Raw genomic sequence first — 13,080 nt, 5'->3', positions numbered from 1 at the left:
TCCGGGGTTGCCCACCAGGAATTGAATAGTCCGGGTGATAAACGGACGTGGGGTAGCGTTCTAACCACATCGTTGGAGCTGGATAGGGGCATCATGACAAATACTGACCGCCTTCCCGCTGAGATTGGTTCACCCGAGCCGGGCACGGTCGCGCTGGTGACCGGGGGCAACAGCGGCATCGGATTCGAGACGGCGAGGCAATTGCTCGACCGCGGCGTGACCGTGTGGATCGGGGTACGCGACTTCGGCAAGGGGCAGCTGGCCGCGAAAGAACTTTGCTCCGCTGTGCGGGTCGTGCAACTCGACGTCACGGATCCGCCGTCGATCGCCGCGGCGGTGCAGCAGATCGGCGAGCTGGACATCCTGGTCAACAACGCCGGAGTAAACCCCGGCGGCGAAGACATCAACGGCACCACTCTTGAGCAGTTGCGGGTCGCGTTCGAGACAAACGTCTTCGGCCTCATTTCCGTCACTCAGGGGTTCCTTCCCGCATTGCGGAGGTCGGCGCACCCACGCGTCGTCAACGTGTCCAGCGGCACCGGGTCACTCACCTGGAACAGCGGACCGAACCCGCAGTTCGACTGGGAACGGGTAAAAGGTGGTGGCTTGGCTTATCGGGGCTCGAAAACCGCGGTCAACGCCGTCACCTTGCTGACGGCTCAGGCCCTCGGTGAGGAGATCAAGGTGAACGCCTTGGCACCGGGTCTGCGCCGCACCAATCTCATTGCGGGTATGTCGGTGGGCGGCGACCCGGCCGAGGCCGCCACGGGAGCCGTCCGCCTCGCGCTCCTCCCCGACGACGGCCCCACCGGGGCCTTCTGGTCATGGGACGGCACGCGCGTTCCTTGGTAGGAAAAGGATTCCGAATAGGAACTGACACGCCGGTTCAAAGCCAAGACCCGGCCCTCGTTCGTCGGACACTGTGCTGTCCGCGGTACTCTGTCGGGGCAGGGTTTGCCGGCGGAGTCCAGCCGACGTGGACCCTGGGGTGGGCGGGAGCCTCCTCCCTGGCCGGTCCTTCGGGTGCGGCCCGTCATCCTTGAGGCCGGGAACCGCTTGCGGTTCCCGGCATGGCAGACAGAACTTTTTCGAAAGGCGACAGATACCCGATGACGGAGAACAGGACGACGGCGGCGCCCACCACGGACACGGGAATCTTCCGGCCGGCACGATTCCCCTATACAACGGTTCTGCTGTCGGTCGTGACCGGTGTGGTCCTGCTGGTGCTCGGGATGATCATGAAGGCCCATCCTGCGGACTTGCCCGTGGTGAGCGCGTTGAACCGCCTGCACACCGGGGCGTGGGCTGCAGTCACGGACGGTGTCTACAAGCTTCTTAGTCCCGTTCCCGCCGTCGTGCTTACCGCGGTACTCGCCGGTGTGGTGTGGGCGGTCTCGCGCGCCTTCCGGACGGCGGTCGCTTTCGGTGCCACCATCGCGGTCACCTGGCTGCCGTCGGTGGTTTTGAAGGTCGTTGTGGACCGCCCACGGCCCGAACTGGGGGCACTGACCCACCCGTACACGCCGTTGCAGACCGACGCTTCCTTTCCCAGCGGCCACACCGCCTTCGTGGTCGCCCTGACCCTCACGCTCTGCTTCCTGCTGCGCGGCACCCGGTGGGTCCGCCTCACTGCAATCATTGGTGCGGTGGCAACGGTCATCGTCGGGCTGGCGGTGATGACCAACGGACTGCACTACCCCACCGATGTACTCGCCTCGATCCTGTGGTCATTGGCGATGGCGCCCACGGCCCGCCTGATCGTTGCGGACCTTGTGCTGGCGCGCTTCGGCGCGGCCGGCCGCCGGGCCGGGTAGGCGCGGGGCTCCTCAGGCGGGGTCGCCGCTGGAGAGCATTCTGAGGGTGCCGGGGCGTGGACGGAAAGACCATCCGGGTACGTCAGTGTGGTCCCGTTTATGCTTTGAGTGAGGTGGTCCCATGGCGCAGTCAATGATCGAGGACAGTCGCCGGTTCCGTGCCGCGCAGGCGTGGATAGCTGCGGTGGAAGCGTTAGAACGGGCGGACCGCGATACCCCGCGGCCGCACGGCCGAGGGGTGTACGTCCGGTGCGTGTCCTGATCTCGGGCGCGAGTATCGCGGGCCCGACGGCGGCCTACTGGCTCTGTCGTGCCGGCCACTCAGTGACGGTGATCGAGCGCGCGTCCGGGCCCCGCACGACCGGCGGACACGCGGTCGACCTGTTCACACCGGCGCTGAACATTCTGGACCGGATGGGCGTCTTATCCGAGGTCCTGGCCAGGGATACGGGAACCACCAGCGGCATCTTCTTCGCACCGGGGTTGAAGCGGCCACTCAAGGCGGACATCGAAAGGTTCATCCATGCCATCTCAGAGCATCATGTCGAGATCATGCGCGATGACCTGAGCGCGATCCTGACAGCCGCCACCGGCAACGACGTCGAATACCTTTTCGGAGACACGATCACCGCTCTCTCCCCCGATACCGGCGAGGTCAGCTTCGACCATGCCCCGCCCCGCACATTCGATGCGATCATCGGCGCCGACGGCCTGCATTCGAACGTGCGACGACTCGTGTTCGGCGCGGAAGAGCAATTTAGCTCGTTCCTCGGCGCCAATCTGGCTGTCTTCTCCCTGCCCAAGGTGCTCGGGCTCGACCGCCGCATCCTGGCCTACCTGGACGTCGGCCGGCTCGCGGCCACCTACAGCGCCAGGCACCTGTCCGATGCGAGGGCCCTGTTCCTGTTCCGCACAGAAAGTCCGGCAGCATACGACCGGCACGATGTTCCCGCCCAAAAGAACCTGCTCCGGGCAGCCTTCACCGGCCTGGACAGCCAGGTCGACCGCTGGCTGGAAGAACTGCAAAACACCGAGGCTTTCTACTTCGACGCCATCACCCAACTATCCTTGGACACCTGGTCCCGCGGACGGGTTACGCTCGTCGGGGACGCGGGGTACTGCCCCGGAGCGGTCGTGGGCGGAAGCACCAGCCTCGCCATCGTCGGAGCCTACGTCCTTGCCGGCGAACTCACCCAAGCCAGCAACGACTATATCCGTGCTTTCGCGGCCGCCGAACGCGAAATGCTCGCCTACGTGCAAGGCAGCCGCTCGCTGGCCCGGCACACGGCGCGGATCCTTGTCCCGGCAAACCAGGCACAAGTCTGGGCGCTGGTCCATGGCACCCGGCTGATCTCCCGCCTTCCCGCGCCACTGGCCCGGGCCGCCGCCCGGTTCAGCAACCAAGGTCTGCGCTTGGCCGATTCAATGAAACTCAAGGACTACTCGTAGCCGCCCCGAGGCCGCTCACGCGATGGCGCTACGTCCGATTCCGGCTGGTGACCTGCCGAAGATTTTGATCCTCGCTGATCCTCAGGCGGCCCTATGTTGATGGTGCCTTTTGGCCAAGCCGTCTTGAGACGCTAAGCATTCGGGGCGCGGCCAGCCAGCCCGTTGCGGGAGCTTTGGTCTGCCTGATTCCGGCGGCTATGATCCGGGATCATGAGCTCAACACCGGAGACATCGAATAATGTTCGTGCAGTTTTCCTGGACGTGGACGGTACCTACGCGGACTACGGTGTCGTCCCCACGGGCCATGTGAAGGCCGTGCAGGCGGCGCGCAGGGCAGGTCACCGGGTCCTGCTGTGCACCGGTCGTCCGGTGTCGATGTTGCCGCCAAGCATCCAGGCGGCGGGTTTCGACGGCGTCGTGGCCAGTGTCGGCGCCTATGTCCAGGTGGCTGGAACCGTGCTGGTGGACCGGCGCTTTCACCCTGATCTGGCGGCGAGAACGATCAGGGTCCTCGACGCGCACGATGCCGTCTATATCCTCGAGGCGCAGGACGAATCGCACGCACCGCCGGCTGCATTTGACCGTCTGCGCACCATCCTTGACGTCCATTTCAGCAAGGCGCCAGGAGGTCCGGTCGGGGCCTCGGACATCCTCAACGCCGTCCGCAGTACCCGGGACCGGGGCGCTGCCCGGTTCGCCAAGGTCTCCGTCTTTGACTCCCCTATACCCATGCCATCCCTGGCCGGGGAGATCGGCGGCGAGATCGCGGTGGTGGCCAATTCCGTGGCCGACGAGGGCCGCCACGCAGGGGAACTGTACCAGCGCGGGATCAGCAAAGCGGACGGGATCGCGGCCGTCATGGCTCATCTCGGGATTGCGCGCGAGAACACCGTGGCCATCGGCGACGGTGCCAACGACCTGGAAATGATCGCTTTCGCAGGCGTCGGCATCGCCATCGAAGGATCCCTCCCCGAGCTTGTCGCAGTCGCGGACCGCACGACTCCGGGCCCACGGGAGGAAGGCCTCGTCGCCGCGTTCGCCGGGCTTGGGATCATCTGATCAGCCCCGTCACCTCTGTAGGGCCAGCGACTCAAGACATCTCACAAAGCTTGGCCAGAAGGGTTGCTGCCTCCGACAACCCGGTTACCCACCGTTGAAATCCGGTTGGTTGGTCACCAATCCCGTCCGGGCACTCTCTCTCGTGTGGCGTTGGCGGGCACGCGTACCAATCCGGCACCAGGGAGGTACTGGGCAAGGGGGGTATTGTCAGGAACTCTCTTGGCTCTTCCTGAAGGGTGGAAACTGTTACAACCGGCCACGGAATGCCCTTACCAAATGGTGGGCATCGCTCTGGCCACGTTCATCGCCTGCCCCGACGTCCCGAGAGGAAAAACTGTGCCCCAGCCTGACCCCACCCTGATCCGGCCGGTCACGCCTGGCCTTCCGGACCGAGGAGGTGCACGGACCACACTGTTGCTGTGCGCTCTTGGCTTCTTCCTGATCACGCTGGACATCACGATCGTGAACGTCTCCCTGACCAGCATCAGGCGCGAGCTCGGTGGCGACACGTCCGGGCAGCAGTGGATCATCGACGCGTACACGTTGACCTTTGCGTCGCTGCTGCTCTTTGCCGGGAACCTGTCAGACCGGATCGGCGCCAAACGCGCACTCGCATGGGGAATCGCGCTCTTCCTCCTGTCCTCGCTCGCATGCGCGGCAGCACCCACCCTTGGTATCCTTATCGCTGCCAGGGTCTTCCAAGGCGCCGGTGCGGCCATCATGCTGCCGGCCTCGATGGCACTGATCCGCGAGGCCTTTCCGGACCCGGTCCGCCGCACCCATGCACTGGGGTTCTGGGCCGTAGGAGGCGCCATCGCCGGCGCCGTGGGTCCCTCCGTCGGGGGTCTGCTGACAACTCTGGACTGGCGTCTGGTTTTCGGGATCAACCTGCCCGCGTGCGTCGCGATGCTCGTGCTGGTTGCCAGGGTCACCAGGTCTCCTGTGCGGCCAACACCGTTCGACTGGGCCGGACAGGCCGCGTCACTGACAGCCCTGACCGCGCTGATGTACGGGCTCATCACCGGAGGGTCCCGGGGATTCGGCCCCGGACCGCTCCTCGCCCTGACCGTCGCCGCCGCAGCGACCGCAGCATTCCTCCTGATCCAAGCCCGCGTGAAACACCCGATGATGCCGCTGAGCTTGTTCGCCGCCGTCGGGATGCGGATCTCCCTGGCGGCAGGCTTCGCGTTCATGGTCGGGAACTTCGGCAGTGTCTTCACAATCAGCCTCTTCCTGCAGCAGCACCTTGGCCTGCCCCCTCTCCTGGCCGGCCTGGTGTTCCTGCCTTCTTCGGCGTTCAGCATCACCGGCAACATCCTCAGCGGCAGACTCGCGAACCGGTTCGGGCCGCGCGTTCCCGCAGTCCTCGGGCTCACCTCCATGGCCACCGGGCTCACGGCGCTGCTGCTCACGGCACCGCTCGGCTCGCCCCCGCTCGTCGCAGCGTTGCTCATCCTCAATGGCCTTGGCGGATCCACCGCCATGCCCCCGATCACCTCCGTCGTGCTGGCAAGCGTCCCTGCGGAGCGGGCCGGCACCGCCAGCGCCGTGTTCAACACCTTCCGTCAAGTCGGCGGCGCCGTGGCCATCGCCGTCTTCGGCGGCCTCCTCGCCTCACCGGCAGGCTTCATCCCCGGCATGCAGGCAAGCTTCACCATCGCCGCGTCCGCCCTGGTCCTCGCCGCGGTGGCCTGCCTGTTCATCCCCCGGCCCGGGACACACCACCACACCAGATGAGTAGGTCCCGGCTTCGAGCTGGAGCCCCCGGTTCAAATGGATTCGTGGGTTACCGTCCGGTCGCGCGGTAGAGCCCCATATGAAGGTATGGCGGTTCCAACTATGGCCGAGGACACAACGTTCCCGGCCAGGTAGGACAGGGCGTTCTGTCCTCACCGGGGAGTCTCCCGACGGCATCTCGATCGGAGCCGACGGGTCACCAAATCCTGCAACGTTCGGCATTGCGTGCCCCTGGAAGTATCAGACGGCGTCCAGGTCGGTTTCGATCAGGGCGGCGAGCTTGTCCAGGGCCTCCTCAGCCCCCGCCCCTTCGGCCCGCAGCACCACGGTGTCGCCGTTGCCGGCGCCCAAGGTCATGAGGGCCAGGATACTCGAGGCGTTCATGGCCTCGTCTTCGGGGGCGCCGTCCAGGGCGGTGGTGACCTCGGCTTCCAGTTGAGCGGCGGCTTCGGCGAAGATTGCGGCGGGACGGGCGTGTAGGCCGGAGCGGCTGGCGACAACGGCTTTGAGTTCTGGCATGGGTTCTCCTTCAGGACATGGATCGAGGGTCGGGTGTAATCCAGGGTGCTTCTACAGGCCGAGTTCAGCCAGAATAGGCAGGCGGGCGCGAACGGAATCGCGGCTTTCGGCGGCGGTGGCGGCTCCCACCGCCAACGCTGCCAGCTCCTGCGCCTCGGCCAGGGTCACGGAGTTCAGGACCGTTCCCACCGCTGCCAGCGAACGTGCGGTCATGGAGAGCGTGTTCACGCCCAGACCTGCCAGGACGACGGCGAGTGCAGGGTCCGCGGCGGACTCGCCACAGACGCCCACGGCCTTGTCACCGGCTGACTTCGCGCCGTGGACGGTGAGCTGGACCAGGCGCAGCACGGCTGGCTGCCAAGGGTCGTTTAGCCCGGCCAGCGGGCCGAGCATGCGGTCCGCGGCCATCCCGTACTGGGTCAGGTCATTGGTGCCGAGGGAGGCGACTCCACCTCTTGCACGACGCTGCCGGCAGTGAGCGCTGCGGAGGGCACCTCCACCATGACGCCGGGGACCTTCAGGCCCGCCGCGGCGCACAGCCCGGCGAAGTGCGCCGCTTCGGAGCGGGTGGCGATCATGGGGGCCATGACCCAGACCTCGGCCTCGGTCTCTACGGCTGCCAGTGCGATCGCGGAGAGCTGCCGCTCGAGGACACCCGGGTTGGTCCAGGCGGTACGGTAGCCACGCACGCCCAGAGCGGGGTTCGGCTCGGTGGAATCGGTCAAGAACGGAAGCGGTTTGTCCGCACCCGCGTCCAGGGTGCGGACAACCACCTTCTTGCCCGGGAATGCGGCGAACACAGCACGGTAAGCCTCAGCCTGCTCGGCGACGGTCGGTTCGGTGTCCCGGTCCAGGAAGCAGAACTCGGTACGGAACAAGCCCACACCCTGGGCGCCCCGTGCGGCGGCCGCTTCAGCGTCCTTGGCGCCGCCCACGTTGGCAAGCAGAGGCACCTGGTGGCCGTCCGCCGTCGTGCCCGACCCATTGAAGGACGCCAGCGTCGCGGCGCCCGCCGCCCACTTGGCTGCGGCCTCCCGCTCGGCGTCACCAGGTTCTGCGAGAACGACGCCGGCCGCGCCGTCTACGTAGACCTCCACGCCGTCCGCGATGGCCTCGATGCCCGCTGCCGCAACGACCGCGGGCAGGCCAAGGGAGCGGGCGATGATGGCCGTATGCGACTGGGGGCCGCCGCCGGAAGTGGCCAGGGCCAGCACCACGTTCGTGTCCAGGGTGGCCGTGTCAGCGGGGGCCAGATCTTCGGCCATCAGGATGAACGGGGTGTCCGAGGACGGGATGCCCGGCGCGGGAACGCCGCGCATCTGAGCGACGATGCGGGCCCGAACGTCCAACATGTCTGTGGCGCGTTCGGCCATATACCCGCCCAGCGCCTTGAATTGCGCGGCGACACCCTCGGCGGCCTCCCACACTGCACGCTCTACACCCATGCCCGCGGTGATCAGCTTGCCCGCGGCTTTCAGGAGCATCGTGTCCTTGGCCATCAGGGCCGTGGCCTCCAGAACTGCTTTGCCGTCCTCCCGGGCACGGGAGGCGCGGTCCTTGAGTTCGTCGTGAACGGCCAGGGCCGCGGACTTCAGACCCGCGATGGCCTCCTCCGGGTCAATCCCGGCCGCCAGGACTTCACCCGCAGCCGGCTCCGTGAGTGGCTCCGGCATGTGTCTGACAGTGGCGATAACACGCCCGGGATTGACTCCAACTCCCTGGAAACCCATGGCTCCTGCTAATTTCAGCGCTATTGCTTCCATCGAAAATCTCTTTCATTTATTCGGTTCAACCGCGCCCGGGGGCATCAGTGCTGCCCGGGGTTGAGGGAAGATTGAGACGGTAACCGTGGTCCGTGGGCGTGCCATCGGCCGCCGGACCCCGCGAGGCACGACACATCCGGGTTTCAGCGGTATTCATTCACGTCCGAAACCAGGCGTGCCACGTGCAACGCCAAGTAGGCCACCTCGTCCCGGGTGAGGCTGGTGTCCAATCCCATTTCCAGGAGGTACTGGATTTTGGCCGCACAGACGACCGCCTCGGGGTGGCTCTGGATGATCGCGTCTACCAGCAGGGAGGACTTCTCGGAGATCTGCTTGCCCGAGGCGACTCGGCTGAATAGATAGCGGAGGTGGGTGACGAAGCGTGCCGCATTCATCGACTGCTGGTCCACGGTGAAGCCGAACGTCTTATCCACCAGCGCGAAGGCCTGCGCGATGACGCCGGTCATCTGCATGGCCTTCTCCATGCCGGGGGTGGCGAACTGGGCGTTGACGAAGTGCATGGCCAGGGCCACCGCCTCATCCTCATGCAGCCTCACGCCCAGGGACGCCTCCACCAGACCCAGCGCCTCGCGTCCCGTGGCCAGTTCCTTCGGGTAAAGCTGGGCGACCTCCCAGGCGAGCGGGAACTGGGCCGGGATACCCTCCTGCAGCCGTTCAATGGCGAAGCTGAGGTGATCCGCGAGCGGCACCACCAGAGCTTGGCTGACCCGCAGGTCGAGTCGCTCCTGCGCCAGCAACGCGACCTCGCCGGCTGCATTCAGGCAGTCCAGGGGAATGTCATCCAGATAACGGGCAAGCCGCTCCAGATTGGCGTTCTCCGCAGCGACGAAGACCTGATCCGCCACCTCGCGGGAGATCACATCGCCGGGTTTCCGGCCGTGGCCCAGGCCACGGCCGATCGCCACCAGGTCCTTGCCTGCGTCATCGACAGCGAGGACCGAGTTGTTGTTGAGCACGCGCTTGACCCGCACGACTCACCGTTCCTTCCGTAAAAAATCATGGGGTGGTGCGGGGCAGGACGCCCCGCACCACCGGTGCCCGCACCGTGGGGCCCTGCCCTCAGTAGGACAGCGAGTCACCGCCGGAGGCGATGACGCCCTGGTACCAGAAGAAGCTGTCCTTCCGTACCCGGGCCAGGTCCTTCAGAGCATCCTCCTCGCGGTCTACATAGATGAACCCGTACCGTTTGGAGATCCCCTGATGCGTCGACACCAGATCGATAGCCGTCCACGGGCAGTAGCCAAACACCTCGACGCCATCACTTATGGCCAGCCGGATCTGTTCCAGGTGCAGCTTCAGGAACTCGATCCTGTAGTCGTCCCGCACCCTGCCGTCCACCAGCTCGTCAAAGGCACCTAGCCCGTTCTCGGTGATGATGAGCGGCAGCCGATACCGGTCCCACAGGCGGCGCATGGTGGTGCGGAACCCCACCGGGTCGATCTCCCAGCCGAAGGCATTGACAGGCAGATACTCGTTCTTCACCGCACGGTAGAGACCCACCTCGCCGCGTACTACCTGCTGGTCCCCGCCCCGCACCTGGATATCCGAGGAGTCCCCGCGGGACGCCCCGACCGTCTGGGTGGAGTAGTAGTTGAACGCCAGGAAGTCCGGCTTCGCGGCAGCCAGCAATTCGAGATCACCGTCCAGGATCTCCGGCTCCCAGCCCTTGGCACACAGGTACGCCCAGGCCAGATTGTGGTAGCTGCCCCGGACGGACAGGTCCACATAGAGCAGGTTGCGGATGGCGTCCCAATCATCGGCCGCGATGATGTCCTCCGGCGCGCAGGTGGCCGGGTAGACGGACACAATGTTCGGGGCCGGCCCGATCTTCGCCTCCGGCAGCAGCTCGTGGCAGAGCACCATGGCCCGGGCCTGCGCCAGGAACATGTGGTGGTTCTGCTGATAGAGCTCCTTACCCTCCACCTGGCCGCTGCGGCCCGTGGTCCCGATGGCCCTGCCGTGCAGGATCATCATGTTCTGCTCGTTGATGGTGAGCCAGAACTTCACCTTCGAGCCGTATTCCTGGAACAGGACCTGGGCGTAACGCTCGAACGCGTCGATGGTTGCCCGCTCGGACCAACCGCCCTTGGCGTCCAGCGCCGCGGGGAGGTCGAAGTGATACATGGTTACGACGGGTTCGATGCCCTGGGCCAGGAGCTCGTCAATCACCCGGTGGTAGTGGGCCACGCCGGCCGGGTTCATTTCGCCGTCCCCGTCCGGGACGATGCGGGTCCAGGCGATGGAGAAGCGGTACGCGTTCAGCCCCAGTTCGGCGAAGAGCTCCACGTCCTCGGAGTAGTGGTGGTAGTGGTCAGCTGCCACGGTGAAGTCCGTGACACCCTCCGGCCGGTGCATGTGGATGTCGATCACGGACGGGCCCTTGCCATCTGCGTCCCAACCACCCTCCACTTGGTAGGCGGAGGTGGACGCTCCCCAGAGGAAGTCCCCGGGAAACGGGGTCAGCTGTTCGTGCTGCATTCTGCGGTTCCTTTCGTGGCTTTGCGGATCAGCGGCCGACGGCGGCAATCGCCGCGCCTGCCACCACGGAGCCGCCCTCGAGCTGCTCCACGGGTGCGTCCGTGGGACCGTTGGTCACCACCACCAGCACGGTGGCCGGGTGACCGGCGGCGCGGATGGCGTCCAGATCGGCCGTGACAAGCGGCTGACCGGCCTCCACACGGGTGCCGCGTTCCAGCGCGCCGTGGAAGCCCTCGCCCTTCATGGTTACCGTGTCGATGCCGACGTGCACCAGCACCTCCACGCCGTCGTCAGTCTTGATCCCGAACGCGTGACCGGTCTTCATGGCCACTGCTACCGTGCCACTCACCGGGGAGACGATGACGCTCTCGGACGGCTCCACGGCGATGCCCTGGCCCATGGCACCGGAGGCGAACACCGGGTCGCTGACCTCGGCCAGCGGTACCACGGTGCCGGCGCAAGGAGCTGCGAGCTCCACAGTCTCGGTGCGCACCAAAGTGGCGGTGCCACCGGCGGTGAAGGCGCTCTCAGCGGCGGCCGTGCGACGGCGGGATGGTGCGGCGACGACGTCGTCCGCTGCCGGAGCCGCATCAACGGCGGCCTTTTCGAACTTCAGCGACAGGGCGAAGGTCAGTACGGCGGAGACCGCTGCGGAGATCACCAACGCAATGATGATGTTGATCATGTTCACGAGTGAGTTGTCACCGATGTACAGCAGGACGGCCGGCAGGCCGGAGGAGCCGGTGGCAAAGCGGTGGGCCTGGGACAGGCCAGCGTACAAACCGCCTGCGCCGCCGCCGATCATGGCCGCGATCAGCGGATACCGCTTGGGCAAAGCCACACCGTAGAGAATCGGTTCGGTAATACCCATGAGGCCGGTGATGCCGCCCGCCGTGGCAATCTGACGTGTCTTCTTGTCCTTGGTGCGGAAAGCCACCACCAGGGCAGCAGCACCCATGGCGATATTGGAGACCAGGGCACCTGGGCCGAAGATGCTTTCCTTCCCCGTCTGGGCCAGCTGGACGACACCCAGCGGGGCGATGCCGTTGTGCAGGCCGAACATGACCATGACGGGGAGTGTCGCACCGACCAGCAGGGCCGGGGCCCAGGCTGCGTTGGTGCTCAGGAATGTGAAGAATGAACCGAGGTAACCGCTGAGAATACTGCCGATGGGTCCAAGCACACCGAGGGCCAAGGTGCCCATGACGAGGAACGTCAACATCGGAACGAACACCAGGTTCACGGACTTGGGAATTACCCGGGTCAGACCACGCTCCACGTAAAACTGGGCGAACACGACCAGGATGATGGGAATGACCGCGCCCGAGTAGTTCACCAAGGGGAACGGCAAGATGTCGAAGAAGGTGACCGGGTCCTTCTTTGTCACCAGGGCGACCCAGTTGGGGTGCAGCATCATGGCGGCGACCGCGGCTGCCAGGATGGGGCTGATTTTCAGCTTCTGTGCCGCGCTGAACGCCAGAAGCACGGGCAGGAAGTAGAACACCGCATCTGCGAAGAGATTCACCAGCACGTAGGTCTGGGAACCTGTGTTCACCACCTTCAGGACAACCAGGAGGGCCAGGAGGGCCTTGACCATACCAGCGCCGGAAAGGGCCGGGATGAGGGGCTGGAAGACGCTGGAGACGAATTCGATGACCGCGCTGCCCACTTTTTTGTGCTTGTCCTTGGCTGCGCCGTCCGCGTCGTTGGCGTTGGCAGACAGATCGCCGAGCTCGTGCTCCATCTCGTCGAACACGTCCTTGACGTGCATGCCCACAACCACCTGGAAAACGCCGCCCTTGGAGAGGGTTTTGACGATGCCTTCAGTGGCGTTCAGTTCGTCCAGCGCAACGGCGGATTCATCCTTGAGGGCGAAACGAAGCCGGGTCTGGCAGTGGTAGGCCTCGGTGATGTTGGCTTTTCCGCCAACCAGCCGCACGATGTCCGCGGCTAAGGGAGCGTATTGCTTGCTCATGATTTCCTCGCGTTCTCAGATCCGCCCTTCATTGGGCGGAAGTGTGAGGCAACGCGGCTTGAGCTGTTTGGGTGATCCTGTTTCAGGACACGAAAAAGGCCCAAGCCGGTTGACCGATGAAGGTCGCAGAGCTTGAGCCTTGCCTCGCCGAAGCGAGTTACATACCCAGGTCTCGAAAGAACCAGAAGCCATCATGTCAGGTGATAGGAGTCACGTCAAACGAGGCGACTCTCGGGTCTAGTGCGGTGCACACCGACGTCGCCGG

General features: G+C 65.5%; 9 protein-coding genes and 1 pseudogene. 5 read left to right on the top strand and 5 right to left on the bottom strand.

Annotation, left to right across the window (positions count from 1 at the left end):
- Positions 1-93: 93 nt before the first annotated feature.
- The 5 genes from E1809_RS15985 to E1809_RS15965 all read left to right on the top strand — a co-directional run bounded on the left by E1809_RS15985 (position 94) and on the right by E1809_RS15965 (position 6,059).
- On the top strand, positions 94-852 hold the full coding sequence (locus E1809_RS15985; protein ID WP_133205233.1) for an SDR family NAD(P)-dependent oxidoreductase: 759 nt from the start codon (positions 94-96) through the stop codon (positions 850-852).
- Between the two features lie 257 nt (positions 853-1,109).
- Positions 1,110-1,814 (top strand): phosphatase PAP2 family protein, encoded by a 705-nt coding sequence (locus tag E1809_RS15980; RefSeq protein ID WP_165962346.1) that lies wholly within the window; start codon positions 1,110-1,112, stop codon positions 1,812-1,814.
- A 249-nt stretch (positions 1,815-2,063) separates the two neighbouring features.
- Entirely contained in the window at positions 2,064-3,263 is a 1,200-nt protein-coding gene (locus tag E1809_RS15975) for an FAD-dependent monooxygenase (protein ID WP_133205231.1), read from the top strand.
- A 210-nt stretch (positions 3,264-3,473) separates the two neighbouring features.
- Positions 3,474-4,322: an HAD family hydrolase gene (locus E1809_RS15970; protein WP_133205230.1), complete on the top strand. Its 849-nt coding sequence runs from the start codon at positions 3,474-3,476 to the stop codon at positions 4,320-4,322.
- 336 nt (positions 4,323-4,658) lie between these two features.
- Positions 4,659-6,059 (top strand): MFS transporter, encoded by a 1,401-nt coding sequence (locus E1809_RS15965; RefSeq protein WP_205754214.1) that lies wholly within the window; start codon positions 4,659-4,661, stop codon positions 6,057-6,059.
- A gap of 240 nt (positions 6,060-6,299) precedes the next feature.
- On the opposite strand, the gene E1809_RS15960 is transcribed toward E1809_RS15965, so the two are convergent.
- From E1809_RS15960 to E1809_RS15940, 5 genes and pseudogenes are all read right to left on the bottom strand, one after another.
- Complete coding sequence (locus E1809_RS15960; protein ID WP_133205228.1) at positions 6,300-6,578, bottom strand: HPr family phosphocarrier protein; 279 nt, start codon at positions 6,576-6,578, stop codon at positions 6,300-6,302.
- Positions 6,579-6,629: 51 nt separating this feature from the next.
- Positions 6,630-8,308: pseudogene (gene ptsP, locus E1809_RS15955) on the bottom strand (phosphoenolpyruvate--protein phosphotransferase).
- Between the two features lie 176 nt (positions 8,309-8,484).
- Positions 8,485-9,333: a PRD domain-containing protein gene (locus tag E1809_RS15950; protein WP_133205227.1), complete on the bottom strand. Its 849-nt coding sequence runs from the start codon at positions 9,331-9,333 to the stop codon at positions 8,485-8,487.
- Between the two features lie 88 nt (positions 9,334-9,421).
- On the bottom strand, positions 9,422-10,840 hold the full coding sequence (locus tag E1809_RS15945) for a glycoside hydrolase family 1 protein (protein WP_133205226.1): 1,419 nt from the start codon (positions 10,838-10,840) through the stop codon (positions 9,422-9,424).
- Positions 10,841-10,868: 28 nt separating this feature from the next.
- On the bottom strand, positions 10,869-12,815 hold the full coding sequence (locus tag E1809_RS15940; protein ID WP_133205225.1) for a beta-glucoside-specific PTS transporter subunit IIABC: 1,947 nt from the start codon (positions 12,813-12,815) through the stop codon (positions 10,869-10,871).
- Positions 12,816-13,080: the final 265 nt, after the last annotated feature.

Source organism: Arthrobacter terricola, from assembly GCF_004354015.1.
In the GTDB taxonomy this organism is placed as follows: Bacteria; Actinomycetota; Actinomycetes; order Actinomycetales; family Micrococcaceae; genus Arthrobacter; species Arthrobacter terricola.
Note: the sequence above shows the minus strand (reverse complement) of the source record. Positions and strands in the feature narration are given on the sequence as shown.